This is a genomic window from Haloarcula sp. MBLA0138 (assembly GCF_055632455.1).
Genome location: NZ_CM145746.1, coordinates 2,739,978 through 2,764,364 on the forward strand (window position 1 = coordinate 2,739,978; position 24,387 = coordinate 2,764,364).

General features: G+C 70.4%; 30 protein-coding genes. 13 read left to right on the forward strand and 17 right to left on the reverse strand.

The features are described from left to right. Positions 1 to 15: 15 nt before the first annotated feature. Complete coding sequence (gene larE / locus ACV7JO_RS14595; protein ID WP_470354140.1) at positions 16 to 888, forward strand: ATP-dependent sacrificial sulfur transferase LarE; 873 nt, start codon at positions 16 to 18, stop codon at positions 886 to 888. 1 nt (position 889) lies between these two features. Here larE and ACV7JO_RS14600 read toward each other — a convergent pair whose 3' ends face one another. Further along, entirely contained in the window at positions 890 to 1,495 is a 606-nt protein-coding gene (locus ACV7JO_RS14600) for a histidine phosphatase family protein (protein ID WP_470354141.1), read from the reverse strand. Then, on the reverse strand, positions 1,492 to 3,219 hold the full coding sequence (locus tag ACV7JO_RS14605) for a twin-arginine translocase subunit TatC (protein ID WP_470354142.1): 1,728 nt from the start codon (positions 3,217 to 3,219) through the stop codon (positions 1,492 to 1,494). Before ACV7JO_RS14605 ends, ACV7JO_RS14600 begins: the two co-directional genes overlap by 4 nt. A 108-nt stretch (positions 3,220 to 3,327) precedes the next feature. On the opposite strand from ACV7JO_RS14605, the gene ACV7JO_RS14610 reads away from it, so the two are divergent. The 3 genes from ACV7JO_RS14610 to ACV7JO_RS14620 all read left to right on the forward strand — a co-directional run bounded on the left by ACV7JO_RS14610 (position 3,328) and on the right by ACV7JO_RS14620 (position 6,458). After that, positions 3,328 to 5,520: a twin-arginine translocase subunit TatC gene (locus ACV7JO_RS14610; protein ID WP_470354143.1), complete on the forward strand. Its 2,193-nt coding sequence runs from the start codon at positions 3,328 to 3,330 to the stop codon at positions 5,518 to 5,520. A 76-nt stretch (positions 5,521 to 5,596) separates the two neighbouring features. Further along, a complete protein-coding gene (locus ACV7JO_RS14615; protein ID WP_470354144.1) occupies positions 5,597 to 5,773 on the forward strand; it encodes a ribbon-helix-helix domain-containing protein in 177 nt (58 codons plus the stop codon). After that, complete coding sequence (locus ACV7JO_RS14620; RefSeq protein ID WP_470354145.1) at positions 5,760 to 6,458, forward strand: queuosine precursor transporter; 699 nt, start codon at positions 5,760 to 5,762, stop codon at positions 6,456 to 6,458. Before ACV7JO_RS14615 ends, ACV7JO_RS14620 begins: the two co-directional genes overlap by 14 nt. Position 6,459: 1 nt before the next feature. Here the strand turns inward: ACV7JO_RS14620 and ACV7JO_RS14625 are convergent, their stop codons facing one another. Further along, a complete protein-coding gene (locus ACV7JO_RS14625) occupies positions 6,460 to 7,254 on the reverse strand; it encodes a 23S rRNA (uridine(2552)-2'-O)-methyltransferase (RefSeq protein ID WP_470354146.1) in 795 nt (264 codons plus the stop codon). Positions 7,255 to 7,414: 160 nt separating this feature from the next. Here ACV7JO_RS14625 and ACV7JO_RS14630 point away from each other — a divergent pair, with 160 nt between their 5' ends. Genes ACV7JO_RS14630 through ACV7JO_RS14640 form a run of 3 tightly spaced genes read left to right on the forward strand, consistent with a single transcriptional unit; the run spans position 7,415 to position 9,709 of the window. Beyond that, positions 7,415 to 8,158 carry a DNA polymerase sliding clamp gene (locus ACV7JO_RS14630; protein ID WP_470354147.1) on the forward strand — a complete coding sequence of 248 codons (744 nt, stop codon included), beginning with the start codon at positions 7,415 to 7,417 and terminating at the stop codon, positions 8,156 to 8,158. A gap of 6 nt (positions 8,159 to 8,164) precedes the next feature. Continuing rightward, positions 8,165 to 9,061 (forward strand): alpha/beta fold hydrolase, encoded by an 897-nt coding sequence (locus tag ACV7JO_RS14635; RefSeq protein WP_470354148.1) that lies wholly within the window; start codon positions 8,165 to 8,167, stop codon positions 9,059 to 9,061. 36 nt (positions 9,062 to 9,097) lie between these two features. After that, positions 9,098 to 9,709, forward strand: a complete 612-nt coding sequence (locus ACV7JO_RS14640; RefSeq protein ID WP_470354149.1) for a cell division protein CdpA domain-containing protein — start codon at positions 9,098 to 9,100, stop codon at positions 9,707 to 9,709. Positions 9,710 to 9,722: 13 nt separating this feature from the next. On the opposite strand, the gene ACV7JO_RS14645 is transcribed toward ACV7JO_RS14640, so the two are convergent. Further along, positions 9,723 to 9,911: a hypothetical protein gene (locus tag ACV7JO_RS14645; RefSeq protein ID WP_470354150.1), complete on the reverse strand. Its 189-nt coding sequence runs from the start codon at positions 9,909 to 9,911 to the stop codon at positions 9,723 to 9,725. 63 nt (positions 9,912 to 9,974) lie between these two features. Here ACV7JO_RS14645 and hjc point away from each other — a divergent pair, with 63 nt between their 5' ends. After that, on the forward strand, positions 9,975 to 10,493 hold the full coding sequence (hjc, locus tag ACV7JO_RS14650; RefSeq protein ID WP_470354151.1) for a Holliday junction resolvase Hjc: 519 nt from the start codon (positions 9,975 to 9,977) through the stop codon (positions 10,491 to 10,493). Here hjc and ACV7JO_RS14655 read toward each other — a convergent pair. Then, a complete protein-coding gene (locus tag ACV7JO_RS14655; protein WP_470354152.1) occupies positions 10,490 to 11,119 on the reverse strand; it encodes an SWIM zinc finger family protein in 630 nt (209 codons plus the stop codon). The genes hjc and ACV7JO_RS14655 overlap by 4 nt on opposite strands. Before the next feature lie 126 nt (positions 11,120 to 11,245). Between ACV7JO_RS14655 and ACV7JO_RS14660 the strand changes: the two genes are divergently transcribed. After that, the gene (locus ACV7JO_RS14660; RefSeq protein ID WP_470354153.1) at positions 11,246 to 11,455 is read left to right on the forward strand and encodes a DUF7472 family protein; all 210 of its coding nucleotides are present in this window, start codon (positions 11,246 to 11,248) and stop codon (positions 11,453 to 11,455) included. Here ACV7JO_RS14660 and priL read toward each other — a convergent pair. The 4 genes from priL to ACV7JO_RS14680 all read right to left on the reverse strand — a co-directional run bounded on the left by priL (position 11,452) and on the right by ACV7JO_RS14680 (position 16,320). Further along, the gene (gene priL, locus ACV7JO_RS14665) at positions 11,452 to 12,534 is read right to left on the reverse strand and encodes a DNA primase regulatory subunit PriL (RefSeq protein ID WP_470354154.1); all 1,083 of its coding nucleotides are present in this window, start codon (positions 12,532 to 12,534) and stop codon (positions 11,452 to 11,454) included. The two genes, ACV7JO_RS14660 and priL, sit on opposite strands and share 4 nt — an antisense overlap. 207 nt (positions 12,535 to 12,741) lie before the next feature. Further along, a complete protein-coding gene (locus tag ACV7JO_RS14670; protein WP_470354155.1) occupies positions 12,742 to 14,019 on the reverse strand; it encodes an adenosylhomocysteinase in 1,278 nt (425 codons plus the stop codon). Positions 14,020 to 14,082: 63 nt separating this feature from the next. Then, positions 14,083 to 14,892, reverse strand: coding sequence for a hypothetical protein (locus tag ACV7JO_RS14675; protein ID WP_470354156.1), 810 nt, complete (start codon positions 14,890 to 14,892; stop codon positions 14,083 to 14,085). Positions 14,893 to 15,018: 126 nt separating this feature from the next. Next, positions 15,019 to 16,320, reverse strand: a complete 1,302-nt coding sequence (locus ACV7JO_RS14680; RefSeq protein WP_470354157.1) for an amidohydrolase — start codon at positions 16,318 to 16,320, stop codon at positions 15,019 to 15,021. Positions 16,321 to 16,416: 96 nt separating this feature from the next. On the opposite strand from ACV7JO_RS14680, the gene ACV7JO_RS14685 reads away from it, so the two are divergent. Next, positions 16,417 to 17,613, forward strand: coding sequence for an MFS transporter (locus ACV7JO_RS14685; RefSeq protein ID WP_470354158.1), 1,197 nt, complete (start codon positions 16,417 to 16,419; stop codon positions 17,611 to 17,613). Positions 17,614 to 17,649: 36 nt separating this feature from the next. Next, complete coding sequence (gene hisG / locus ACV7JO_RS14690; RefSeq protein ID WP_470354159.1) at positions 17,650 to 18,495, forward strand: ATP phosphoribosyltransferase; 846 nt, start codon at positions 17,650 to 17,652, stop codon at positions 18,493 to 18,495. Here hisG and ACV7JO_RS14695 read toward each other — a convergent pair whose 3' ends face one another. Together ACV7JO_RS14695 and ACV7JO_RS14700 are read right to left on the reverse strand one after the other, a co-directional pair. Further along, positions 18,496 to 18,888 carry a DUF7473 family protein gene (locus tag ACV7JO_RS14695; RefSeq protein ID WP_470354160.1) on the reverse strand — a complete coding sequence of 131 codons (393 nt, stop codon included), beginning with the start codon at positions 18,886 to 18,888 and terminating at the stop codon, positions 18,496 to 18,498. A gap of 117 nt (positions 18,889 to 19,005) precedes the next feature. Beyond that, complete coding sequence (locus ACV7JO_RS14700; protein ID WP_166967082.1) at positions 19,006 to 19,566, reverse strand: TATA-box-binding protein; 561 nt, start codon at positions 19,564 to 19,566, stop codon at positions 19,006 to 19,008. Between the two features lie 162 nt (positions 19,567 to 19,728). On the opposite strand from ACV7JO_RS14700, the gene ACV7JO_RS14705 reads away from it, so the two are divergent. Further along, entirely contained in the window at positions 19,729 to 20,790 is a 1,062-nt protein-coding gene (locus ACV7JO_RS14705) for a TIGR01177 family methyltransferase (protein ID WP_470354161.1), read from the forward strand. A gap of 84 nt (positions 20,791 to 20,874) precedes the next feature. After that, a complete protein-coding gene (locus ACV7JO_RS14710) occupies positions 20,875 to 21,030 on the forward strand; it encodes a rubrerythrin-like domain-containing protein (RefSeq protein ID WP_470354162.1) in 156 nt (51 codons plus the stop codon). Here the strand turns inward: ACV7JO_RS14710 and ACV7JO_RS14715 are convergent, their stop codons facing one another. The 6 genes from ACV7JO_RS14715 to ACV7JO_RS14740 form a co-directional block, all read right to left on the reverse strand. Continuing rightward, positions 21,031 to 21,573 carry a GTP-dependent dephospho-CoA kinase family protein gene (locus ACV7JO_RS14715; RefSeq protein ID WP_470354163.1) on the reverse strand — a complete coding sequence of 181 codons (543 nt, stop codon included), beginning with the start codon at positions 21,571 to 21,573 and terminating at the stop codon, positions 21,031 to 21,033. It abuts the gene before it with no gap. Position 21,574: 1 nt separating this feature from the next. Further along, complete coding sequence (gene spt4 / locus ACV7JO_RS14720) at positions 21,575 to 21,772, reverse strand: transcription elongation factor subunit Spt4 (RefSeq protein WP_470354164.1); 198 nt, start codon at positions 21,770 to 21,772, stop codon at positions 21,575 to 21,577. Beyond that, positions 21,772 to 22,350 (reverse strand): DNA-directed RNA polymerase, encoded by a 579-nt coding sequence (locus tag ACV7JO_RS14725; protein ID WP_470354165.1) that lies wholly within the window; start codon positions 22,348 to 22,350, stop codon positions 21,772 to 21,774. The genes spt4 and ACV7JO_RS14725 overlap by 1 nt, the downstream gene beginning before the upstream one ends. Positions 22,351 to 22,353: 3 nt before the next feature. Continuing rightward, entirely contained in the window at positions 22,354 to 22,722 is a 369-nt protein-coding gene (locus tag ACV7JO_RS14730) for a PIN domain-containing protein (RefSeq protein ID WP_470354166.1), read from the reverse strand. Further along, positions 22,719 to 23,951, reverse strand: a complete 1,233-nt coding sequence (locus ACV7JO_RS14735; protein WP_470354167.1) for a translation initiation factor IF-2 subunit gamma — start codon at positions 23,949 to 23,951, stop codon at positions 22,719 to 22,721. The genes ACV7JO_RS14730 and ACV7JO_RS14735 overlap by 4 nt, the downstream gene beginning before the upstream one ends. 79 nt (positions 23,952 to 24,030) lie before the next feature. Beyond that, positions 24,031 to 24,354 carry a hypothetical protein gene (locus ACV7JO_RS14740; protein ID WP_470354168.1) on the reverse strand — a complete coding sequence of 108 codons (324 nt, stop codon included), beginning with the start codon at positions 24,352 to 24,354 and terminating at the stop codon, positions 24,031 to 24,033. Positions 24,355 to 24,387 lie beyond the last annotated feature (33 nt).

Here is a 24,387-nt window from a genome sequence, read left to right on the forward strand (position 1 = left end):
CGAGAAGGAGGTGTCATGTCCACTGTCGCGGAGAAGCTCGACGCCGTTCGCGCGGACCTCGCGTCCCGCGAGGGCGTGGTCGTCGCCTTCTCGGGCGGCGTCGACTCCAGCGTCGTCGCGGCGCTCGCTCACGACGCCCTCGGCGACGACGCCGTCGCCTGCACCGCGAAGTCGGAGACGCTGCCGGAGGCGGAACTGACCGACGCCAACCGCGTCGCCGAGGAGATCGGCGTCCGCCACGAGACCGTCGAGTTCTCGGAGCTCGACAGCGAGCAGTTCGTCCAGAACGACGAGATGCGCTGTTACCACTGCCGCTCGATGCGACTGGGCGCGATGTACGACCGCGCCCGGGAACTGGGCATCGACGTGGTCTGTGACGGCACCAACGCCTCGGACGTGGGCGAGGGCCACCGCCCCGGCCTGCGCGCCGTCGAGGAACTCGACGCTTACTCGCCGCTGCTGGAACACGACATCGACAAGGAAGAGGTCCGGGAAATCGCCCGCGAGTACGACCTCTCGGTCGCGGACAAGCCCTCGATGGCCTGCCTCTCCTCGCGCATCCCGACCGGTCTCGAAGTCACCGAGGACCGCCTCTCCCGCGTCGAGAAGGCCGAGCGCCTGCTCCGGACGTGGGGCTTCGAGCAGTTCCGCGTCCGCGACCACGACGGGCTGGCCCGCATCGAGGTCGGCGAGGCCGAACTGGAGACGGCACTGGACCCGGACTTCGTGCGGGCCGCGCGGGACCACATCGAGGACTGTGGTTTCGACCACGTGACGCTGGACCTCCACGGCTACCGGACCGGCAGCGTCAGTCCCGAGGACGAGGAGGAGGACGCCGACGACGCCGTCGCCGACGTGTTCGACGCCGACTACCCGACGGCGGAGTAGCTCACGCCCGCCACGGCCGGGCCCCCTCCCGAAGCAGTTCCGGCCCCGACTCGTCGACGCCGACGACCGTCACCGAGCAGTTGGGCGGCGAACTCGCCGCCAGCGCCGCGTCGCGGTCCCGGTCGGTCACCCGTCCGAGGACGCTCTTGACGACGCCGCCGTGGGTCACGGCCAGCACCGTCTCCCCGCCGGCGTCACACAGCCCGCTCCACGCTCGTGCGACGCGCTCGCGGAACGCCGCCACCGACTCCCCGCCCTCCGGGTCGGCGTCGAGCGCGGAGACGCTGGCCGCCGGGTCGTGGTCGGAGTGACGGGCGAACAGTTCCTCGGCGAGAAAGCCCTGATAGACGCCGAACCCCCGCTCGCGGAACGCCCGGTCGGGGGTCGGCTCGGGCAGGTCGCCGGCCTCGCGGGCCAGCCGGGCCGTCTCGCGGGTGCGCCGCAGGTCGGAGACGACCACGCGGTCGACGCCCTCGCCGGCCAGCCACTCGCCCAGCGCCGCCGCCTGCTCGCGGCCCCGCTCGGTCAGCCCCGTCGGTGCCCACCCCTGTACCCGGCCCTCGCGGTTCCAGCGCGTCTCGCCGTGGCGCGCGAGCAGGACCCTCATTCGCTGCGGTACCGCGCAACCAGCAGGCTTCCCTCGAACAGTACCACCAGCCCGGCGGCGACGCCGGCGGCGGCGGTCGGCGTCAGCCCGAACTGGTCGACCAGCCGGAACAGCGTCGGGTCGGGGCTCCCGAGGTACCCGACGACGATGGCGACGGCCCACACCGGCAGGCGCGCCCGCCGCAGCGCCTTCCAGACGGTGACGTTCCCGAGCCGGTTCTTGTTCAGGTACGCCACCGCCTCGAAGGCGACGATGATGCCGCCCCCGACCAGCATCGGCGTCGCCGACCCCAGCCCGACGGCCGCGAGCGCGTCGGTCACGACCGCCGGGAACTGCTCGTAGTAGCCCGTCGGCACCGGTGCGGGGCTGAGCACGTAGCCGACCAGCCCGGCGGTCAGCCACGCGACGGGCCGCCGGGCGGCGAGTTCGTCGGCCGTCGGCACCGGGGAGCTCTCCTGCGTCCAGCGAAGCAACAGCAGCGTCCCCTCGAACAGCCCGATCATCGTCACGGCGACCAGCAGCGGGGCCATCCCGGTGGGGTCGGGGCTGAAGACGAAGGCGATGGCGGAGAACCCGCCCCAGAAGTACAGCCGCCGGTCTTCGAGCCACTGGCGGGTCGTCACGCCCATCATGATGGCGAGCATCACGAACAGCGGAATCTGGAAGATGAGCGCGAACAGCCCGAGCATCAGGATGATGAGGTCGAACGTCTGGCTGAGGCCGAACGCGAGGTCCGCCGCCCGGTCGGAGTAGGTGATGAAGTAGTCGAACATCGCCCGGAGGACGGCGAAGTACGCGAAGGCGACGCCCAGTGCCGCGAGCACCAGACTCGTCGGCACGGCCGCGAGGTAGTAGCGCCGCTCGCGGGGGTACAGCCCCGGCCGCATGAACAGGTACGTCTCGTAGACGAACACCGGCAAGGCGACGATGAAGCCCACCAGCGACGCGACTTTCAGCCGCGCCAACAGGAGCGCCAGCGGGCTGTAGACGTGCGGGCAGTCCGCGCCGGCCGGCCCCGTCGCGGCCCCGCCGGGCTGTGCGCCCGTCGCGAACCCGCCACAGGCCGTGGCTGGCCCGTCGAGGAAGGAGTACCACAGGAAGTTGATGAGTTCGTCGGCGTAGGGCAACGCGAGCGTCCCGACGACGGCCAGCACGCCGATGACGACGAACAGCCGCATCGCCATCTCCTCGACGTGGTCGGCCAGCGGCATCTCCTCGTCGTCCGGCGCGCCCTCGTGGCCGCCGTAGCCGTCGTCGACGGGCGCGGCCGGCTCGCCCGGCGGGTCCCCGATGTCCGGGCCGCCGTGTGCCGGCTGGTCCCACGTCTCGGGCACGTCGGCGGGCACGACCGCCCCGACCGCGTCGGTCTCGCGTTCGAAGAGCCCGGGCGGCGTCTCGGACGGCCGGGCGTGTGACCCGCCGGTGGCCTCGTGGCCGCCCGCCGGCGCTCCCGCGGGACTCGCCACCGCGTCGCCAGCGGCCGGGGACTCGGTATCGTCCGGCACTCCGTCGTCCGCGCCGGCGTCGTCCGGCCCGTCGCCGTCTGTATCGGCGACATTCGACTCGTCGGCGTCGGCCGGTTCGTCCCCGCCGTCCCGCTCGGGGCCGTCGTCCGGCGCTCGGTCCACGTCGTCGTCGACCGCGTCCGACGGCGACTCGTCGTCCGACGATAGCACGGGCTGTTCCGGCCCGCGGCGCTCGTCGTCGGGGTCGCCGTCCGGCATCTGCACGCGCCTTGGCAGTTGGTGGTTGTAAACTTTCTTTTCGAGACCCCAGCGCGGGTGCGGTCGATGAATAAATTGATAACGCCCAGTTGGCTAGGCCCACGAGAGATGGCGAGTTCGTTCGACGAGGACACCGTCCGGACGGTCCAGAGCGGCCGCGAGACAGCGGGGGCGATGCTCGGGGCCGCCCAGAAACACCTCCAGAAGGTGTTCATCGTCTTCGTCGTCGGGATGATTGGGACCATCATGGCCCTGCAGTACGGGGTCTGGGACATGCTCCGGCGGGACCTGCTGTACTCGCAGATGAACCTCGAACTGCGGGAGGCGACCAGCGTCGTCGCCGTCACGCCGTTCGACGTCATCCTGCTGCAGGTGAAAATCGGGCTCGTCGTGGGCGTCCTGCTCGCGGTGCCGGTCCTGCTATTCTACAGCCGGGACGCCCTGCGCCGGCGGGGCTGGTGGCCGACCGAACACGTCCCCGTCTGGAAGGGCGTCCTGTTCGTCCTCGTCAGCCTCGGGCTGTTCGCCGCCGGCGTCGCCTACGCCTACGAACTGTTCTTCCCCCTGATGTTCAACTTCCTCGCCGGCAACGCCGACGCCGCCGGCTTCCTCCCGCAGTACTCCATCGTCAAGTGGTTCCAGTTCGTCTTCCTGCTGGCCGTGTCGTTCGGACTGGCCGCCCAACTGCCGCTGCTGATGACGGTGCTCGCCTACACCGAAATCGTCCCCTACGAGACGTTCCGCGACAAGTGGCGCTACGCCGTCCTCGCTATCTTCGCGTTCGGCGCGCTGTTCTCGCCGCCGGACCCGTTCACCCAGATTCTCTGGGCCGCGCCGCTGTGTGGCCTCTACGGCCTGAGCCTCGCGCTGGCTCGGCTGGCCGTGCTGGTGCGCCGGTCCAGCGACCTCGTCTCGACCCGGCGGGTCGCGCTGGACAACTGGAACACCGTCCTCGGCGCGTTCGTCGTCGCCGGCGGCGCGGTCTACTACGTCCTGACGACCAGCGCCTTCGCGTACGTGCAGGCCGTCGAGGCCGCCGCGGCGCAGTACTCGGGCCGGCTCACCGGCGACCTCGCGCGCCCGGCGCTGTTCGGCCTCACCATGGAGACCACGGCGGTCGCGCTCGCGGCCGCCCTCGGCGCGCTGGCCGCCACGGCCGTCCTCTACTACCACGTCCTCGGCGCGCTCGCCGAACGGGTCGACCCCGCTCAGTACGGCGACCCGACGGCGCTGGACCTCGACGAACTCAACGCCGCCGCCGTCGAGGTCGCCCCGCCCGAACTCTTCGAGGAGATGACCGAACAGGAGGCGCTCGCCCACGCCGACCGGGCGATGAGCGAGGACGACGACGCCAAGGCCGGGATGATTCTCGAACGGTGGGACATGGCCCACGAGGACGGCGCGGCCGACGAGGGGGCCGACGACGCCGACGCGGAAGCCGAGGCCGACGACGGCGACGTGGTCACGTCGACGACCGCCGGGGTGGTCGACGCCTTCACCGACGACGAGACCACCGAGGACGACATCGGCGGCTACTACTACGACATCCAGTTCATCCTGAGCGCCGTCCTCTCGAAGGCGTTCTGGATACTCGGCGTCTTCGGGGCCGTGCTGGCCGCGACGTTCCTCTTCCTCTACCAAGGCGGCATCGGCCGGATTCAGCGGACGTTCGTCAGCCGCCTCCCGCCGGAGATGGCCGCCGACGTGAACATCGTCACGCTGCACCCGGTCGAGCACCTCGTGTTCATCGTCAAGTTCTCGACCATCCTCGGCGCGGTCGCGGTGCTACCGCTCGTGCTGTACTTCGCGTGGCCGGCGCTGCGCGACCGGGACCTCGCAACCGGGAACCGGAACGTCCTGCTGGTGTGGGGCGGGACCCTCGTCGCCGCGCTGGTCGCCGGCAGTCTGGTCGGCTTCCTCTACGTCGCCCCGACGACCATCTCGTGGATCGTCTACGACCAGCTACAGGCCAACATGATAGTCGCCTACCGCATCAGCAACTTCGGGTGGCTCGTGTTCTTCCTCACCGTCGGCATCGGGCTGCTCGCCGAGATTCCGGTGACGATGTTCCTGTTCCACCGGGCCGGCATCGTCCCCTTCGAGGCCATGTACGAGCGCTGGCGCGTCGTCGTCCTCGCCATCTTCGCGCTCGCGGCGGTGCTGTCGCCCAGCGGCATCTTCTCGATGTTCATCGTCGGCGTTCCCACCGCCGGGGCGTACCTGCTGGGGCTTGGCGTCCTCTGGGTGTACACGCTCGGCGGTCGGCGGACGCCGAAAGGCCGGGGCGACCCGGCGGACTGACCCGGGGTCGCCGACCGGGGCGACGCGACGGCTCCCTGTCGACCCACTTATATTCTCTCGGGAGCACCCGAGGAATATGCCCAAGATAAGCGTCGAAGTCCCGGCCGAACTGCTGGCCGATCTGGACGACCACGTCGGCGAGGACGGGAAGTTCGTCAACCGCAGCGAGGCCATCCGCGCCTCCGTCAGGAAGACGCTGGATCTGCTCGACGACATCGACCAGCGACAGGGGCGACTCGATGACGAGCAGTGAGCGCTCCGAGGCCGTCCGAGTCGGCCTCGTCGGCCTGTTCGTCACGGCCCTCGTGACCGCGCAAGTCACCGCCTCGAAACTGCTCGCGTTCTCGCTACCCGTCTCTCTCCCGGTCGCCGGCGATACGCTCGTCCTGCCGGGGGCGGCGCTGGCGTACGCCCTGACCTTCTTCGCCTCCGACTGCTACGCCGAACTGTTCGGCCGCCGGGCGGCGACCGTGGTCGTCAACGTCGGCTTCCTGCTCAACTTCGTCCTGCTGGCGCTGATATGGAGCACCATCCTCGCGCCGGGCCTGCCGGCCGCGGCCCAACCGGTCGACCCGGCGGCGTTCCGGTCGGTACTGGCCGCCAGTACCGGCATCGTCGTCGCCAGCCTCGCGGCCTACCTCGTGAGCCAGAACCTCGACGTCGTCGTCTTCCACGCGCTGCGGGACCGGACCGACGGCGACCACCTCTGGCTCCGGAACGTCGGGTCGACGGCGACCAGCCAGCTCGTCGACACGGTCATCTTCGTCGGCGTCGGCTTCGTCCTGTTTCAGGGTGCCTCGCTGGCGACGGCGCTGTCGCTCGTCGTCGGCCAGTACATCCTGAAGCTCCTCATCGCGCTGGTGGACACCCCGTTCGTCTACCTCGTCGTCTCGCTGGCTACCGGCGGCGACGACGAGCCCGCACCGGCCGTCCAGTAGCTCACTCCGCCGGCTGTGCGAAGGCGTAGCGCTGCTTCACGTCGTCGACGCGAACCGCAAGCGTCTCGCCCTCCTCGACGCCGCCGACGAAGACGGTGAACCCTTCGACCGTGGCGACGCCGTCACCCTCCTCGCCGATGTCCTCGATTGTCACCTCGACCACGTCGCCCTCGCGGACCGGTGCCGTCAGGCGGTGTTTGGCGACCAGATACAGCTCCGAGGAGGAGTCCCGCGAGGCGTCGGGGCGGACCTCGCGGACGTACTCGAACTCCGGTTCGATGTCGGCCTTCAGGGCGGCGAGGTCCTGCCCGTCGAACACTTTCGCGGCGAAGTCCCCACCGGTATCGAGCAGGTCCATCGCCACCTCGAAGGCCTGCCGGACGAGGTGGACCGAGCGGGCGTGGTCGAGGTCGTAGTCGCCGGTCATGTTCGGTGCCATGTCGGAGATGACCACGTCGACTGGGCCGCCCCGCCGGTCGCCGTCGCCACCGACGACCTCGCGGATGTCGGCTTTCGTCCCCTCGTCGGTCATATCGCCGCGGACGTAGCGGACCGCCGGCTCGGGGTTGTCGAGTTCGTCGATGCGCTGACGGTCGACGCCGACGACGGTGCCCCGTTCGCCGACCCGCTCGGCGGCGACCTGCAGCCATCCGCCCGGTGCGGCCCCGAGGTCGACGACGGTTCGTCCCTCGCCCAACAGGCCGGCGGCCTCGTCCAGTTGCTGGAGCTTGTAGGCCGAGCGGGCGCGGTACCCCTCCTGTTTGGCCCGGTTGTAGTACTCGTCTTTCCGGCTCATTTGCCACGGATAGCCCGCCGAGTCGGTTATGGGTGTCGCCTCGCCGGCGCGGACCCCGATTACCCCGGCTTTTTCGACCGCCGACGCGGCCGCGACCACCCGCGCGCACGCGGATTCAATGAGGGACTTTTTAATGTATGGGGGCGTAGCCCGGTCCAAGATGTTCAACGCCATCGTGAGCGCGGACACGCTCCAGGCGGCTCTCGACTCAGTGAGCGTGCTGGTGGACGAGTGTAAGATCCACCTCGAAGACGACGGGCTGGAGATTCGGGCGGTCGACCCCGCCAACGTGGGCATGGTCGACCTCCGGCTCGACGCGGCGGCCTTCGAGTCCTACGAGACGGACGGCGGCCTCATCGGTGTGAACCTCTCCCGGCTGGAGGACATCGCCGGGATGGCCGACTCCGGCCAGTTGGTCCACCTCGATCTGGACGAGGAGACGCGTAAGCTCCACATCGCCATCGATGGACTGGAGTACACGCTGGCGCTTATCGACCCCGACTCCATCCGGCAGGAGCCGGACCTGCCGGACCTCGACCTGCCGGCCAACATCGTCATCGAGGGTCGGGACATCGACCGCGCCGTCACGGCCGCGGACATGGTCTCGGACCACATCGCGCTGGGCGTCGACGCGGCCGACGAACTGTTCTACGTCGACGCGGAGGGCGACACCGACGACGTCCACCTCGAACTCACCCGCGACGACCTCATCGACCTCACGGCCGGCGACGCCCGCTCGCTGTTCTCGCTCGACTACCTCAAGAACATGAACAAGGCCATCCCGAAAGACGCCGAGGTCGAGATGGAACTGGGCGAGGAGTTCCCCGTCAAGATGCACTTCAACTTCGCCGAGGGCAACGGCCGGGTCACCTACATGCTCGCGCCGCGCATCCAGAGCGAGTAACGCCCGATGCCGTCGGCTGACGATGTCCCCGGGCCCGACTGGACGCCCGCCGACGCCGACCCGCGGACCTGTCCGCTGCCCGACGACCGCCGGCTCTCGTATGCGACCTACGGCGACCCCGACGGCGACCCCGTGCTTTTCTGTCACGGGACCCCCGGCTCGCGCCTGTTGGGTCGCCTGCTCGACGCACCGGCCGCGACGGCCGGCGTCCGACTGGTCGCGCCCGACCGTCCGGGGATAGGCCAGTCGACGGACGACTCGGTGACCATCGCCGACTGGCCCGACGACGTGGCGACGCTGCTGGACCACCTCGACATCGGGGCGGTCGGCGTCGTCGGCTTCTCCGGCGGGGGACCGTACGCGATGGCGTGTCACCGCCTCGACCGAGTGGTCCAGCTGGCGCTGGTCGGCAGCACCGGCCCCCCGGCGGTCGCACGGACCGGGACTACCCAGCGGCTCCTCGCCGTCGTGGCCCGGCAGGCCCCGTGGGTGCTGGGGCGACTGGTCCGCCTCCAGCGGTGGGTCGTCGAGCGCCGCGACCCCGCGGCCGCCGTCTCGTTCGTCGCCGACAGCGTCCCCTCGACCTCGACGCTGTCGGCCGACGAGGTGGCCGCGCTCGTCCGTGCGGATGTCCTCGCGGCGACGGCACGCGGCCCCAGCGGGTTCGTCCGGGAGTCGCGCCTGCTGGCGCGCCCGTTCCCCTTCGCCCTCGGTGACGTCGCCGCCCCGACGACCGTGTTTCAGGGGACCCGCGACGACAACGTCGCGCCGGCGACCGGCCGCGAACTGGCGGCCCGCCTGCCCGACGCGTCGCTGCGGACCGTCGACGCCGACCACCTCGGTACGCTGGTGACGGCCGCTGACGACGCCCTGCGGGCCGCGAGCCGTCGTGCGCACGTCTGACGTACCGTTTTGTGGGGTGGGACCGAAGGCCCGCCCATGGAGAGTCTCGGGGACGCCTACGCCGGCAGCCGATGGGAACACCGCGACCCGCGGCGGGTCTGTGCCGGCGCGGCGCTGGCCGGCGTCGGCGCGCTCGCCGTCGTCGCCGCCATCCTCCTCGTGACGACGCCGCTGTCGGCGGCCCTCGGGGCGACGGCCCCCTACGCCGCCGAGAAACTCGCCGGGACGCTGGGCGGGCTCGGGGTCCCGGCGATGTTCCTCGGCGTCGTCGCCGTCCTGCCCTCCGACCGCCGCGAGCAGGTCGGCGTCGTCGCCGGGACGCTCGCCTGTCTCGCCGGCGTGTGGCTGTTCCGGCTGGCCTACCCCTACGACTGGACCAGCGGCGCGCGGACGCTGGCCTTCGAGACGACGATGGCGTACTTCGTCGGGGGCTGTGTGGCGCTGTGGTTCGTCTTCACCGCGCTGGCGGGCTTCCGGCTGCGCAACAACCCACAGGGCACTGTCCGGCTCGAACTGACCCACGAGGGCGGCACCGAGACGGTACAGGTCACGCCCGAGGAGTACGAGCGCTACGCCCGCGCGGTGCGGAGCGACGGCGGCGAGACCGAACAGATAATTCAGGAACTGGAGTCGAAGCTGGACGACTGAGTCGGCCGGTCGGTCACTCGGCCGCCCCGTCTGCGGTCCGGTTCGCCGTGTCCGCCGGCCGGTCGCTGACCCGCAACCGGAAGGTCCCGGCGTCGCTCTCGCTCGCCGTGCCCGCGTCGGTCGCGTCGGCGGCAGTACCGTCGCCGTTCTCGTTTGTCGCGCTGTCCCCGCTGCACCCGGCCGACCGTCTACGTCTCCGCATCGGCGTAAACGAAATGAGCGCGGACCTGAAACGGTTTTACCCGCGAGGCCCGACCCCCAGCCAATGGCAGACTCGAACGCGAAGGGGGACCGCCGCGAGCGGGAACTCGTCAACGCCTTGGACGAGTCGGGCTTCGCGGTGATGCGCGCCCCCGCCAGCGGGAGCGCGACCGAGCGGGAACTCCCGGACGTGCTGACCGGCGACGGCGAGACGTTCTACGCCATCGAGGCCAAATCGAGCGCGGGCGACCCGATCTATCTGGACGGCGAGGAGATAGAGGCGCTGCTCTTTTTCGCGCGGAACTTCGGCGCGAAACCCCGCGTCGGCGTCCGCTTCGACCGCGAGGACTGGTACTTCTTCCACCCCGGCGACCTCTACACGACCGACGGCGGCAACTACCGCGTCAAGAAGGAGACGGCCGTCGGCGAGGGGACCGACTTCGAGGAGTTCGTCGGCCACTCCGAGAAGGTGCGACTGGACGAGGTGGGCGACGACGGCCCGGACCAGTCGGTGTTGGACGTGCTTTCGGCGTTCGAGCGCGGCGACCTCTCGAAGGAGGAGGCCGCGGCGATGCTCGGCTAGTCGAGCAGTTCCGCGTCGGTCCGCGCGAGTCTGGACCGCGGGAACGCGTACCGCTTGGGGTTCGCTCGGCCCGCGGCGGCGAGGTACGTCGCCTCGACGACGAGGTCGTCGCGCGGGTAGCCGTCGTTGGTGTCGTAGTCGGCCACGGACTCGCCGGTCGCCGCGACGACGTACTCGTCGGCCCGCTCGGCGGTGACGCGGGCGACGACGAGGCGCGTGCCGGTCTCGCGGTCCAGCACCACGTCGCCGGGACCGACCCGGCAGGCCTCACAGAGATGCGGCGCGGGCGCGCCCGCCGGGACGAACGTGACGGTCCCGCAGGCGTCGCAACTGGCCCGGTCGAAGCCCGGCGGGGCGACGTTGCGGGCGGTGATCTCGATGGCGACCCGGCGCAGGTGTTTGCAGCGCTCGCCGCGGATTTGGTGGTCGGGACACGAGCAGGTCCCCGCACGGAGGTCGACGACGTACTCGTGGCCGCTCCCGGTCGTGACGCGGTAGGTGCCGTCGCCGCGCTCGCGGACGGCCATCCGCTCGGTCCACGCGCGAGCGGCCCGGTCGTCGAGGGCGCGGAGGTCCGGTGCGAGTGCAGTGCGGTCCGGGTCGGCTGGTCGGTCGATGAGGGTCATAGACGGGCGGACGCGGCTGTGTGTCTCGGTGCGTCCACACGAAACGTAGGTGCCCGACGGCCCTAAGCCTCTCGGCCGTCCGGGCGCTTCGACACGCTTTTGCGTGGGCCGGCGAAACCGCGCTACATGGCTATCGAGCGCGAGACCGTCGTACAAATCGCCATCTCCGCGGTCGGGATGGTCGTCTTCGTCGCCGGAGCGGTGTTCGTGGCCTCGTCGTACTCGACGAACGGACACCTCACCGCACAGGGCGGCGTCGGGGTCGTCGCCGTCATCGGCCTCTTCGTCGCCGTGATGACCGGAGCCGGGGTCTGGCTCGAACGACAGCAGTTCTAGTCGGCCTCTTCGCCGGCGTCGTCGCTCTCGCCCTGTTCGCGCCAGTCGACCAGTTCCTCCTCGTCCTCGTCGTCTAGCTTCTGCTCGTAGTAGGCCATCGGATGCGAGATGCGCTCACAGAGGTCGTCCTTGTTGACGCAGTCGCCGTAGGACTGCATCGTCGAACACGCCGGCGTCGAGTACTCCGTCGGACTGGTGTCCCCGCGGATATGGTCGACCTGATAGCGGGTGGCCTCCTCGCCGAACCCGGGGTTGACTTGAAAGAGGTCGACGATCTCGTCGGTGGTCATCCCGATGCCGGTCAGGAATGCGGCGATGGCGAAGCGGGAGTGGTGTTCGAGGTGGTCGCCCTTCTGGACCGCGTCGAGCAGGGCCTTCATGCAGGGCGGGAACAGGTCCGGGACGACGGTGTCTATCTCGCGGGTCAGGTCTAGTTCCGACAGCACCTCCCGGAGCCGCTCGACCTCCGCGTCGAGTTCGTCCGCGATGGCGTCGGGCACGTCGAACGGGAGGCCCTCGGCAACGCGGTGGCGGACGGCCTGTTTCAACAGCACGTGGAGTTCGGCGGGGGCGACCCGGACCTCGCCGTCGGCGAGGACGCGGTTGACCAGCCGCCACTCGTCGCCCCGCTGGTCGGCGGCCAGATCGAGGTACGTCCCCACCTCGACCGCGTACCCCTCGCTCGTCTCCCGGACCGCGCCGGCGAGGTCGAACTCGGCGAGGAACGTCCGGAGGTCGACGGTCTCGGTCGCCGTCGCCTTGAACTCCGTCGTCGTCTCGAACGCCTCGGTGAACCGCTCGCGGGCCGTCTCGGCCTCCGCGCGAGCGTACTTCCGGGTACAGACGTGTTCGTCCACCAGCGAGACCAGCACCCGCGCGACGGGGTAGGAGAGCAACTCGACGCGGGTCCGACGCGGCTCGCCGACGCTCCCGTCGGTGATGGCGGACTCCACCCGCTCCAGCGCGCGGGCGGTGACCGCCTCGTCCGTGGCGACCACCTCCCCGAGGTCGACCGCGGCGGCCTCGACGGCCTCGCGGGCCCCTTCGAGGAACGGGTACCGGGCGTGGTGGGGCTGCATCGCCTCCTCCTTCCTCGCGGGGCCGAATAAAATCACCGTCCCGGAACGGGCACCGCTGCGCTCTCGGTGCGGCCTCGCCGACCGCCCCGCTCACGGTTCACTCCGCCTCCGGGCCGCCAACGGCAGTCTCAGCGGCGCGCGCCCGCCGCCTCGCGGGTCACTTCGTTCCCCGCTCGGGTATCCGAGGCCTCCCTTCGGTCGGCCTCGCTATGTCCCGTGCTGCCACGAATCCATGTACTCGGCCTGCGTGTCCGTCAGCGAGTCGAAGGCGACGCCCTCGGCGTCGAGTTTTATCTCGGCGACCTCCTCGTCCAGCCGGTCGGGCACGTCGTGGACGCCCGCGTCGTAGTCCGCGCCGTTCTCGACGAGTTCGCGCACACAGACCGCCTGAATCCCGAAGCTCTGGTCCATCACCTCGACGGGGTGTCCCAGCGCGACGGGCGTGGCGAGGTTGACCAGCCGACCCTCCGCGAGCACGTTCAGCCGGCGGCCGTCGGGCATCTCGTAGGCCCGCACGCCGTCTCGGGCCTCGTAGGTGTCGGCGGCCATCTCGGAGAGGGCGTCGAGGTCTATCTCCACGTCGAAGTGGCCGGCGTTGGCGAGCAGGACGCCGTCCTGCATCTTCTCGAAGTGCTCCGCGACGACGACGTCGCGGTTGCCCGTCGTCGTGATGAACACGTCCCCCTCGGCGGCGGCCTCGGCCATCGGCTTCACGTCGTACCCCTCCATGTGGGCCTCCAGCGCGCGGCGGGGCTCGACCTCCGTGACGACCACGTCGGCGTTCTGGCCGCTGGCCTTCTTGGCGACGCCCTTCCCGCAGTGGCCGTAGCCGGCGACGACGACGGTCTTGCCGGCCCACGAGAGGTTCGTCGTCATGGCGATGGAGGCCAGCGCGGACTCGCCGGTGCCGTGGACGTTGTCGAACAGGCGCTTCATCGGCGTGTCGTTGACCGCGAAGACGGGGTAGTCGAGTTCGCCGTCCGCGTCCATCGCCCGCAGGCGGTGGACGCCGGTCGTGGTCTCCTCGGCCCCGCCGACGATGGTGTCGATGAGTTCGGGGTAGTCCTCGTGGACGGCCGCGACGAGGTCCATCCCGTCGTCGACCGTAATCGTGGGCTCGTGGTCGATGACCGCCTCGATGGCGGCGTAGTAGGCGTCGTCGTCGACGCCGCGTTCGGCGTAGGAGATGACCCTCTCGACGGCGTCGAGCGCGGCGCTCACGTCGTCGTGGGTCGAGAGCGGGTTACAGCCGGTGATGGCGACCTCCGCGCCGCCAGCGGCCAGAATCTCAGCCAGCACGGCCGTCTTGGCCTCGACGTGCATCGCCATGCCGATGCGCTCGCCGGCGAAGGGCTCGTCGGCCTCGAACCGCTCCCGGAGCGCGGTGCAGATGGGCATGTGCTGGGCTGCCCAGTCCATCTTCCGCCGGCCCGACTCGCGGGCCGCAGCGGGGTCGTCGAGTCGCTCAGAGATGGGCGCTGTCATGCCCGAGGAAACGGGGAGGCCGCCTAAAACGCTACCGAAGCGGCGTCTCCCGGTCGCTGTCGTCTATCGGTCCGCGGGCGGCCCGGCGTCTTCGGGCGGGCCGCGCTCGTTATCGTCTCCGTCCTCTTCGTTCTCGTCGCTGTCGTCTTCCTCGTCTTCGTCGTCCGCTTCTTCACCCTCGCTTTCGTCCGTCTCCTCGTCGGTGTCGTCGTCTCGTTCCTCGCTTTCATCCTCGTCGTCGCCATCGTCGTCGTCGCTGTCCACCCCGTCGTCGGGACCGGCATGGGCGGGCGGCCCGCGTTCGCCGTCGGGGCCGCGGTCTTCGGGCGGTCCGCGCTCCGTCTCGTTGTCGTCGCTCTCGTTGGCGTCGTCGCTGGCGTGGGCCGGCGGACCGGCGTGGTCCGGCGCGTTCCCGGGGTTGTTCTCCGTCACGAAGTCGGCCACCTGCGGGCCGATGCCGGTCTCGTTCTGTTCGAGCAGGTACTGCACGAAGCCGGCGACCCGCTGACCGAACGTGGCGTTCTCGTCGGCGTCGAGTTCAGCCGTCGTCGTCGCGGTCTCGTTGCCCGTACCGGCGGTCACCTCGACGGTGACCGTCTGGGTCGGGGCGGGGAGAGCAGCCGTCCCGTTGGCCCCGGTCGTGTAGTTGCCCGCGCCGACGTACGAGCCGTTGACCGCCTCGACGCCGACCGAGGCGTTCTCGGCGGCGCTCCCGTTCTCGGTGACCGTCACCGTCGCGCCGTGGTCCGCGGCCTGACTGACCGAGACCGAGAGGTCGTCGGATGTCTGTGCGGCGACCGTCGCCGCCCCCGGGCCGACGGCGAACAGGGCCATACCGACCGCGGCGGCGAGTGCGAGTCGTTTCGAGGTCATTCCGTCCTGTCCATCCGGGAGCGTCGGATTAAACCCCGCCCGCCGTTCACCTCCGTTCACCACGGTTCGCCCGACAGAGAGAGTGGCTTAGAGTCAGTTAGAGAGTTTACTGTCGCCTCTAGACGTTTATTCTCCGCTCGCGCGCTCGACCAGCGCCGCGGCGTGTTCGCCGGCGCGTTCGCGCACCGACGGGGCGTCGAAGACGGTCACCTCGCGGTCCCGCATGAGCACCCGCCCGTCACAGACCGTGTGGCGCACGTCGCTGCCGCGGGCGGCGTAGGCCAGATGCGAGACGAGGTCGTGGGCGGGCGTGAGGTGGGCGGCGTCGAGGTCGAGCACCGCGAGGTCGGCGTTCGCGCCCGGTTCGATGCGGCCGCCGTCGAAGCCCAGCAGGGCGGCACCGTTCTCGGTCGCCATCTCGACGACCGTCGCGGCGTCGACGGCGCTGGCATCGTCGGCCGCCAGTTTCCCGAGCATGGCCGCGTCGCGCATCTCGTCGAACATGTCGAGGTCGTTGTTCGAGGCCGCGCCGTCGGTGCCCAACCCGACGGTGACGCCGGCGTCGAGCAGGTCCTGTACGGGGGCCATCCCGCTGGCGAGCTTCATGTTCGAGGCCGGGCAGTGGACGACGCCGGTCCCCGTCTCCGCGAGCAAGTCGACCTCCGACTCGTCGACGTGGACGCCGTGGGCGAGGAACGTCTCCGGGCCGAGCAGTCCCACGTCGGCGGCGTACGCCAGCGGCCGGACGCCGTGTTCGTCGACGATGGGGTCGACCTCGGCCTCGGTCTCGTTGGCGTGGAGGTGGATGGGGATGCCCGCCTCGACGGCCTCGGGGACGAACTCCCGGAGGGACTCCTCGCCGACGGTGGTCAGGCTGTGGGGCTGGAACGTCGTCCGAATCCGGCCGCCGGCCGCGCCGTCGAGTTCGCGGGCGGTCTCGATGCTCTGCCGGAGGTCCGCGCGGGCGGCCTCGTCGTCCTTGCCGACGGTGACCGCGGTGTGGCCCAGCACCGCCCGCAGGCCGGCCTGCTCCACCGCGGCGGCTATCTCGTCGACGTGGAAGTACATGTCCGACAGCGCCGTCGTTCCGGAGCGTATCATCTCGACGAGGCCGAGTTCCGCACCGACGCGCACGTCCTCGGCGGTCAGTTCGGCCTCGACGGGCCAGATGTCCTCCCGGAGCCACGCGTCCAGCGGCTTGTCGTCGGCGTACCCCCGCAGCAGCGTCATCGCCACGTGAGTGTGTGCGTTGACCAGCCCCGGGACGACGAGGCCCCCCTCGGCGTCGAGTTCGTCGTCGCCGGCGAGCTCGCCCGGTTCGTCGACGGCCGCGATGTCGCCGGCGTCGCGGTCCAGCAGTACGTCCGCCCGCTCGACCGTATCGTCCGGGCGCAGCACCCGGCCGCCGGTCACGAGGAGGTCGGTCATGCCTCGGAGTTCGCCGTCCCGGCTCTTAGTTGGGCCGGGTCCGACGTGGCTTCCGTCAGCGTCATACCCCTCGAAGTGTTCCCTCCGATAGGTTCTATGGTCCCCGTCGAGCGCGTCCGTCGGCGGGTCGGTTCGCTCAGGCGGGACAGCCCCGGTCGCCTGCTAACGACGGTCGCCGTCGGGTGGTTCCTCGTCCTCGGCATGCGCTTCGTCGTCCCGGCGGTCCTGCCGACTATCCGCGACGAGTTCGCCGTCTCGAACGCCGTGGCGGGGCTCGCGGTGACGGTCCTCTGGCTCACCTACGCGGCGATGCAGTTCCCCACGGGCCTGCTCATCGACCGCGTCGGCGAGCGCACGCTGCTCGTCGCCGCGGCGCTGCTGTCGGGGGCGGGCCTGCTCGGCTACTTCGTCTCTCCGGTATTCTCGCTGTTCCTGCTGGCTACCGCCGCCTTCGGCTTCGGGACCGGGCTCTACGGGCCGACCCGGGGGACGCTCCTCTCGCGGACCTTCGACGCCCGCGAGGGGGCTGCCTTCGGCGTCGTGCTGGCCGCCGGCTCGGTCGGTGCCGCCGCTCTGCCCGCGCTGGCGGCGCTCGTGACGGCCCGGTACGGCTGGCGGCTGGCGCTGGTCAGCGCCGCGCCGCTGTTCGGCGTGGTCGCCGTCGGCCTGTGGCTCACCGTCCCCGACCGGCCGACCGCCGACGCCGACCGGGCGCTCCGGCGCGATTTACGGGCGGTCCTCGCGGGCTTTCGCCAGCGCCGGCTCGTCCTCGCGGTCACCGGCGAGACGCTGATGCTGTTCGTCTTTCAGGCCGTCACGGCGTTCCTGACGACGTACCTCGTCACGACCCGCCCCGTCTCGCAGGGGACCGCGGGGGCCGTCCTGTCGGCGCTGTTCGTCGGCGGCGCGGTCGCACAGACCGCGACGGGGCGGCTCTCTGACCGCTACGGCACGCCCCGGGTCTTAGTCGCCGTGGCGCTGGTCAGCGCCGTCCCGCTGGTGCTGGTCCCCCGCGTCGAGGGCGTCGTCCCGCTGGCGCTCGTGGCGGCCGGCGTCGGCATCCGGATGAGCGCCGGCCCGCTCTCGAACGCCTATATCGTCGACGTACTCCCCGATGCCGCGGAGGGGACCGGATGGGGCCTGCTCCGGACGGCCTTCTTCGCGGTCGGCTCGCTGGGCTCGACGGTCGTCGGCCTGCTGGCCGACCGCGGGCTGTTCGCGGGCGCGTTCTATCTCATGGCCGCGCTCACCCTCGTCGCGGGCGGCGTCTTTCTCGCCCTGCCCAGACGGTAGGGAAAGACAGTTTGCCCGCCCCACCACAGAGTGGGTATGCGCATCGCCGTCCCCAACAAGGGCCGCTTGCACGAGCCGAGCGAGGAGCTACTGGAACGGGCGGGCCTGCATCTGGTCGACGGGGCCGACCGGCAGCTGTACGCCCAGACCGTCGACCCCGACGTGACGGTCCTCTACGCCCGCGCGGCGGACATCCCGGAGTACGTCGCCGACGGGGCCGCCGACGTGGGCATCACCGGCCTCGACCAAGTCCGCGAGGCCGCGGTCGACCTCGTCGAACTGCGCGACCTGGAGTTCGGCCGCTGTCGGCTCGTCCTCGCCGCGCCCGAGGACGACGCCGTCGAGTCGGTCGCGGCCTTCGAGGGCGGCCGCGTCGCCACGGAGTTCCCCAACGTCACCCGGCAGTACTTCGCGGACGCGGGCGTCGACGTGACCGTCACGGAGGTGTCGGGCGCGACCGAACTGACCCCCCACGTCGACATCGCCGACGGCATCGTCGACATCACCTCGACGGGGACGACCCTGCGGATGAACCGCCTCGAAGTCGTCGACGAGGTGCTGGAAAGCTCCGTCCGTCTGTTCGCCCGCGAGGACACGGCCGACGCCGAGAAGGTCCGGCAGGTCGACATGGCACTCGGCTCGGTGCTGTCGGCCGAGGACAAGCGCTACCTGATGATGAACGCCCCCGAGGACGCCCTCGACGATGTGGAGGCGGTCCTCCCGGGGATGGGCGGCCCGACGGTGATGGACATCGCCGGTACCGATTCCGTCGCCGTCCACGCCGTCGTCGAGGAACAGGCCGTCTTCGAGACCATCAACGACCTGAAGGCGGTCGGCGCGAGCGACGTGCTCGTCACCGAAATCGAGCGGCTGGTGGAGTAGTCACACGACGCCGAGGATGTTGGTCAGCGCGACGCCAAGCACTGTGGCGAACGCGAGGTGGAGGACCACGAGCGGCGCGGTCGAGCGCGTCGAGAGCCGGTAGGTGTAGCTGATGGCGATGCCGTCGGCCACGAGCGTCAATCCGAGCAGGACGGCGACGCCGAGGCTCGGCGAGACCGGGCCGACACCGGTCGTCCCCCACTGTTGGAGCAACAGCGAGACGACTGCGGGCGCGGCAGCGGCCTTCGCGGCGAGTTGACTCGGCACGTCGCCGACGAAGAAGGTCGCGGCCAGATGCAGCGTCAGCGCGTAGAACAGCCACGTGACGAGCAGCGTCGTCAGGAGCGCCAGCGGGCCGCCGCCCGTCAGACTCGGTGTCCCGGCCTGAAGCATACCCGTAGTTGTGGCCGGGCGCGTTTGTGTATTGCGTTCACGTCGCCGCCCGCCGCGGCGCACCGCTGGAGCGGGACGGCGCTACGCGGGCCGTCGTAGCGGCGAACCGCTACTATCTCAGTCCAGCAGGCCCAGCTCTTCGAGCCGGGAGACGATCTTGTCGACGGCCTCCTCGGCGTCCTCGGGCTTCTTGCCGCCGGTGATGACCAGCTTCCCGGAGCCAAACAGCAGCGCCACCACGTCGGGCTCATCGAGCCGGTAGACCAGCCCGGGGAACTGCTCGGGCTCGTACTCGATGTTCTCCAGCCCCAGCCCGATGGCGATGGCGTTGAGGTTCAGGTTCCGACCGAGGTCCGCCGACGTGACGATGTTCTGGACGACGATTTCGGGGTCGTCGTCGACCTGAATGTTGAGGTCACGCAGCTTGTCGAAGACGATGCGCAGGCTCTGGTGAACGTCGTCCGTCGACTTCGCGCCGGTACAGACTATCTTCCCCGAACGGAAGATGAGCGCCGCGGACTTGGGGTCCTGCGTGCGGTAGACGAGTCCCGGGAACTGCTCGGGGTCGTAGTCGGCACCCTCGAGGTCCATCGCCACACTCTGGAGGTCGAGTTCCTGCCCGATTCCGGTCGAGGCGACGACGTTTTCGATGTTGATGGTCTCCTTGGGGTCAACCATGTCTCGACTTAAATCACGTATTTAAGGCTTATAAAGCTTCATGGCATCTACTGACAGGTCTCGCGGGGGAGAGGTCACGCGACCGAGACGAATCCGGTAAAAAAGCCCGCTACCGGGGGCCAGACCGGCACGCTGATTGCCGGCCGGACACACCGACAGCGCGTGTACGTCCTCGAACTCGGCGGCCAGCACGACGCGTTCGCGGCCCGCGAGGCCGAGAGCGCCGCCGACGGGGTCGAACTCCTCGCGCCCGGCCTCGCCGTCGCGCGCGGGGTCACCGACCGCGTGCGGACGCTCGCGTTCACCCACCGGGCCTGCGAACTGGTCGGGACCGCCGACCCCGACGTGACGAGCGCGCGGGCGCTGCTCGAGGCCGCGAGCGTCGACCGCGAGGGGACTGTCGCGGTGCGGGCCGTCGACGTGCGGGCCTCGGCCGGCGTCGACACCCAGCGCGCCGAGCGGGAACTCGGCGGCGTCCTCACCGACCGCGGCTTCGCCGTCGACCTCGACGACCCCGACGCCGTCCTCTACGCGTATTTCGCCGACCCCGCGGGCGACGAGGAGCGCGGCGCTGGCGAGGCCTGCTGCGCGCTGGGGTGGCTGACCGTCGAGAGCCGCCGGGACTTCGGCCAGCGCCGTCCCACCGACCGGCCGTTCTTCCAGCCCGGCAGCATGGACCCGATGGAGGCCCGCGCGCTGGTCAACGTCGCCGGCGCGCGCCCCGGGCGGACGGTGCTGGACCCGATGTGTGGCACCGGCGGCCTCCTGCTGGAGGCGGGGCTGGTCGGCGCTGACGTGGTCGGCGGCGACGCACAGGAAAAGATGGTCCGCGGGACGCGCCGGAACCTCCGGAGCGTCCTCGGCGACGGCCGCGGCCCCGCGGCCGACCGGGACAGCGACGGCCACCCCGACGCCGAGGCCTACCCCGAACCCGGTCGCTGGGGCCTGTTCCGGTCGAACGCGGCGCAGTTACCGCTGGTCGACGGGGCCGTCGACGCCGTCGTCTTCGACGCGCCCTACGGCCGCCAGTCGCGGGTCGCCGGCGAACTCCGTCCCCTCGTTTCCGGTGCGCTCGCGGAGGCCCGCCGCCTCGCGCCCCGCTGTGTCCTCGTCGCCGACCGGGATTGGGCCGACGCGGCGACGGCGGCGGGATGGACCGTCACCGACCGCTTCGAGCGCCGCGTCCACCGGTCGCTCGTCCGCCACGTTCACGTCCTCGATTGACGACCGAGTTTCCGTGGACGTTCGTCCACCGTTTCGGCGACCTGCGAAACCTTGATATTGTGTACCGTTGACACACGAACAAGGATGCCACGCTGGTCAGACCCCGCCCCCTGTGACGACGACGAACAGCTCTTCGAGTGCCCGGGCTGTGGGACCCGCGTCTGTAGCGAGCGCTCGACGGTGACCTGCGAGAAGTGCGGCACGGACATGCAGAACCTCAGCGTCCCGCGCCCGGAGTAGCTACGACAGCGACCGCAGCACCGCTTCGGTCTCCCCGTCCATTCGCTCCAGCAGCGACCGCGCCCGCTCGCGGGCCGCGTCGTCGGCCACCGCCAGTACCATCCCCTCGCCGGGCTGACCGTAGACGACGCTCGCGCCCTCGGGGACCGCGAGCAGCGCCGGCAGCGCCGCGAGGTCCTCCTCGCCGTCCACGTCAAGCAGCGTCGGCCCGTCGCCCTCGACGGCCGCGACGAGCGCGTCCAGTAGCTCGTGGGTCACCGTCCCGGCCGGGTTCGTCACCGCGACGCGGCGGTCGAACTCCTCGGCCGCGATGGTGGCCGCCACGTCCGCCTCGACCGCCGAGCGCTCGGTCCGCTCGTCGACCAGCGCCACGTCGGGGACGCGGCCGGCCGACAGCAGGTGGTAGGTGACCATGTCGCCGACGGCGACCAGCGGGTCGCCGGCGTCGGCGAGCAGGGCGTCGGCGTCCGCGTAGACGGGGCCGAGCGGCTCCTTGAGCGCCGACCGGAGCGCGGCCGGGAGTTCGAGCGCGACGCGCGCCACGTCAGCGGACCTTCAGCGCGTACTGGCCCGGCTCGGTCACTTCCATCTCCTCGGCTATCTGGGACTCCTCCGGGTGGGCGATGACGACGTAGCCCGCCCAGTCCTCGGTCAGGGAAGTGCCGCCACAGGCCTCACACTGGCTCTCTATCTCGGCTGACTGGACGCGGTGACAGTCACGGCAGACGAGTCGGTCTGCCATCAGCTATCACCGGCCTCGGCCGCGCCCTCGCGCTTCTCGCGCTCCTCTTGGAGCCAGCCGTGCTTGCCCAGCCCGACCTGTTTGGCGGTCAGGCCGATCTTCGAGTCCCGGGGGTTGCGCTCGTCGATGCTCTTGGTGACGATGCGGGCCCGGACGGCGTCGCCGCGCCCGAGGATGCGGTTGGACTCCCGGGAGGCGAGTTGCTCGTTTTCCTCGTCGTAGGCCAGATACTCGTCGGATATCTGGGAGACGTGGAGCAGGCCGTCGACCGGCCCGATGCCGACGAACGCGCCGAAGTTGACGACCTCGACGATCTCGCCGTCGACGACCTCCTGCATCTGGGGGTCGAACGTGAGCGCGTCGAACTCGGCCTCGTAGTAGACGCCGGGCTCGTTCGGGAGGACGGCCCCGTCGCCGATGTCGCGGACCTCTATGACGGAGACGACGCTGCCGACGTCCTCGTCCATCCGACCTTCGAGCTTGTCCTGCAGGAGCTTCTTGACCAGCTCCGGTGTGACCTCCGCCAGATGCTCCGGCGGGACTTCGACCGTATCGCGTAGGCGTACCCGTTTGTACATGTGTTATGGTTGAGTGATTCCCAGTTTGTCGCGGCCCCTTAAACTTATTACTGGAACGCCCGCGTCGAGCAGGCGGCGTTTGAGGGGGGCGTCGTTCGTGACCGCGTAGTCGGCCTCGACGGCCAGTTCCAGCACCGCGTCGTCGGCGTAGTCGGCGTCGGTCGGGGCGACCGAACACCGGTCGAGCAGGTCCCGACCGACCGACGCCGCGGTCGCTTCCGCCCCGGCACCGTCGGCGAGCTTCGAGAGTTCGTCCCGGACCGACTCGGGGACGACGTAGTCGCCGCCGCCGACGACGCGGTCGAGTTCCTCGAACACCCGCACGTCGCATTCGACTGGCATCATCAGCGCGTTCGTGTCCAGCACTATCATTCCCGCAACGTGCCGACGCCGATGAGCCGCCACCGAGCACCGACACGGCGGTTGATGGCTATCTTCGCGCCGGCCTCGGCGCAGACGGGCCGCTTGAGCGCGACCTCGCACTCGCCGTCGCGGGCGCTCGTGACCGACCCGACGGTGGTGGCGGTGCCGATGGTGAGCATCAGCGGCTCGCCGGTCGAGATGTCCTCGACCTCGCCGCCCTCGTCGCCGACGATGCGGTCGAGCAGGTCCACGTCCATCGTGAACTGCTCGTGGGTCGGCGGGAGGCTCCCGGGCGGTCCCGCGACCTGCCCGGCCAGCGCGTCCCCTTTCGTGATGGAGGGGTCGAGTCCGGTGCCGACGCCGAGCAGGCCGCCCGGCGTCACGGTGTCGACGAACTCCCCGCCGGCCTGTAGCGACCGTATCGTCGTCGTGACGGGTCGCCACTCGGTCTGGCCGCCCTCCTCGACCTCGCGGCCGGGGCGGAGCTCTATCTCGTCGTCGGCCGCCAGTTCGCCCTGCACGAGCGAGCCGCCCAGCACGCCGCCCATCAGGTCCTCCCACGTGGTACCGGGGCGGTTGATGTCGAACGAGCGGGCGACCATCATCCGGGCGTCAGCCGCGGGGTCGCGCTCGGGGGTCGGAATCTCGCGCTCGACGGCGTCGATGAGCAGGTCGACGTTGACCTCCTGTTGGGCGCTGATGGGGACGATGGGGGCGTCCTCGGCGACGGTGCCCTCGACGAACTCCTGAATCTGCTCGTAGTTCTGTCGCGCCCGCTCCTCGTCGACGAGGTCGACCTTGTTCTGGGCGACGACGATGTTGTCGATGCCGATGATGTCGAGCGCCATCAGGTGTTCTTCGGTCTGGGCCTGCGGGACGGGCTCGGTGGCCGAGACGACCAGCACCGCGCCGTCCATGATGGCCGCGCCCGACAGCATCGTCGCCATCAGCGTCTCGTGGCCGGGCGCGTCGACGAACGACACCGTCCTGAGATGTTCGGTGTCGACGTCGTGGTCCTCGCAGTGCTCGTCGACGGTGAACGCCTCGGGCTCCTCGGCCTCGGGACAGCGGCGGAACGTGGCGTCGGCGTAGCCGAGCCGGATAGAGATGCCGCGTTTCATCTCCTCGGAGTGTTGGTCGGTCCACTCGCCGGACAGAGCCTGTACCAGCGTCGTCTTCCCGTGGTCGACGTGGCCGACGAGTCCGATGTTCACCTCCGGTTGTTTGTTCGATGTCATTTCGAGAGTAATCTTGGTGGAGATTCGCCACGTGCGACTGATAAACCTACTGTTTGCGCCCGGAACCCGACGCCCGCGGTCAGTCGTCGGCTTTCGTCCGCGTCTCGGCCTGCAGGAACGCGTCGGCGGCCGCGGCTATCGGGGCGAAGACGACCAGCGCCGACGCCGTCGGCACCGTCACCGCGATGGCGACGGCGAGGCCGATGGCACCGACGAACCAGCCGACGCCCCGGGCGATCTGCCCGAGATAGACGTGCCCCGCCCCGGTAATCAGCAGGGAGAGCAGCGCCGCGAGCCCGGCGCTCTTGTCGCTCGACCCGGCGTGGTCACACTCGATACACGGGTAGCCGGTCGGCGGCAGTTGAGCGCCGCAGGCCTCGCAGTACCGCGGTTCGGAGGGCATACGCTCCCGACCCGTCGGCTGGGTAATAGGTCT

Bases quoted from the DNA above. Each gene is read 5' to 3' on its own strand.
- larE (WP_470354140.1), top strand. From the start codon at position 16: ATGTCCACTGTCGCGGAGAAGCTCGACGCCGTTCGCGCGGACCTCGCG.
- ACV7JO_RS14600 (WP_470354141.1), bottom strand. From the start codon at position 1,495: ATGAGGGTCCTGCTCGCGCGCCACGGCGAGACGCGCTGGAACCGCGAG.
- ACV7JO_RS14605 (WP_470354142.1), bottom strand. From the start codon at position 3,219: ATGCCGGACGGCGACCCCGACGACGAGCGCCGCGGGCCGGAACAGCCC.
- ACV7JO_RS14610 (WP_470354143.1), top strand. From the start codon at position 3,328: ATGGCGAGTTCGTTCGACGAGGACACCGTCCGGACGGTCCAGAGCGGC.
- ACV7JO_RS14615 (WP_470354144.1), top strand. From the start codon at position 5,597: ATGCCCAAGATAAGCGTCGAAGTCCCGGCCGAACTGCTGGCCGATCTG.
- ACV7JO_RS14620 (WP_470354145.1), top strand. From the start codon at position 5,760: ATGACGAGCAGTGAGCGCTCCGAGGCCGTCCGAGTCGGCCTCGTCGGC.
- ACV7JO_RS14625 (WP_470354146.1), bottom strand. From the start codon at position 7,254: ATGAGCCGGAAAGACGAGTACTACAACCGGGCCAAACAGGAGGGGTAC.
- ACV7JO_RS14630 (WP_470354147.1), top strand. From the start codon at position 7,415: ATGTTCAACGCCATCGTGAGCGCGGACACGCTCCAGGCGGCTCTCGAC.
- ACV7JO_RS14635 (WP_470354148.1), top strand. From the start codon at position 8,165: ATGCCGTCGGCTGACGATGTCCCCGGGCCCGACTGGACGCCCGCCGAC.
- ACV7JO_RS14640 (WP_470354149.1), top strand. From the start codon at position 9,098: ATGGAGAGTCTCGGGGACGCCTACGCCGGCAGCCGATGGGAACACCGC.
- ACV7JO_RS14645 (WP_470354150.1), bottom strand. From the start codon at position 9,911: ATGCGGAGACGTAGACGGTCGGCCGGGTGCAGCGGGGACAGCGCGACA.
- hjc (WP_470354151.1), top strand. From the start codon at position 9,975: ATGGCAGACTCGAACGCGAAGGGGGACCGCCGCGAGCGGGAACTCGTC.
- ACV7JO_RS14655 (WP_470354152.1), bottom strand. From the start codon at position 11,119: ATGACCCTCATCGACCGACCAGCCGACCCGGACCGCACTGCACTCGCA.
- ACV7JO_RS14660 (WP_470354153.1), top strand. From the start codon at position 11,246: ATGGCTATCGAGCGCGAGACCGTCGTACAAATCGCCATCTCCGCGGTC.
- priL (WP_470354154.1), bottom strand. From the start codon at position 12,534: ATGCAGCCCCACCACGCCCGGTACCCGTTCCTCGAAGGGGCCCGCGAG.
- ACV7JO_RS14670 (WP_470354155.1), bottom strand. From the start codon at position 14,019: ATGACAGCGCCCATCTCTGAGCGACTCGACGACCCCGCTGCGGCCCGC.
- ACV7JO_RS14675 (WP_470354156.1), bottom strand. From the start codon at position 14,892: ATGACCTCGAAACGACTCGCACTCGCCGCCGCGGTCGGTATGGCCCTG.
- ACV7JO_RS14680 (WP_470354157.1), bottom strand. From the start codon at position 16,320: ATGACCGACCTCCTCGTGACCGGCGGCCGGGTGCTGCGCCCGGACGAT.
- ACV7JO_RS14685 (WP_470354158.1), top strand. From the start codon at position 16,417: ATGGTCCCCGTCGAGCGCGTCCGTCGGCGGGTCGGTTCGCTCAGGCGG.
- hisG (WP_470354159.1), top strand. From the start codon at position 17,650: ATGCGCATCGCCGTCCCCAACAAGGGCCGCTTGCACGAGCCGAGCGAG.
- ACV7JO_RS14695 (WP_470354160.1), bottom strand. From the start codon at position 18,888: ATGCTTCAGGCCGGGACACCGAGTCTGACGGGCGGCGGCCCGCTGGCG.
- ACV7JO_RS14700 (WP_166967082.1), bottom strand. From the start codon at position 19,566: ATGGTTGACCCCAAGGAGACCATCAACATCGAAAACGTCGTCGCCTCG.
- ACV7JO_RS14710 (WP_470354162.1), top strand. From the start codon at position 20,875: ATGCCACGCTGGTCAGACCCCGCCCCCTGTGACGACGACGAACAGCTC.
- spt4 (WP_470354164.1), bottom strand. From the start codon at position 21,772: ATGGCAGACCGACTCGTCTGCCGTGACTGTCACCGCGTCCAGTCAGCC.
- ACV7JO_RS14725 (WP_470354165.1), bottom strand. From the start codon at position 22,350: ATGTACAAACGGGTACGCCTACGCGATACGGTCGAAGTCCCGCCGGAG.
- ACV7JO_RS14730 (WP_470354166.1), bottom strand. From the start codon at position 22,722: ATGATAGTGCTGGACACGAACGCGCTGATGATGCCAGTCGAATGCGAC.
- ACV7JO_RS14735 (WP_470354167.1), bottom strand. From the start codon at position 23,951: ATGACATCGAACAAACAACCGGAGGTGAACATCGGACTCGTCGGCCAC.
- ACV7JO_RS14740 (WP_470354168.1), bottom strand. From the start codon at position 24,354: ATGCCCTCCGAACCGCGGTACTGCGAGGCCTGCGGCGCTCAACTGCCG.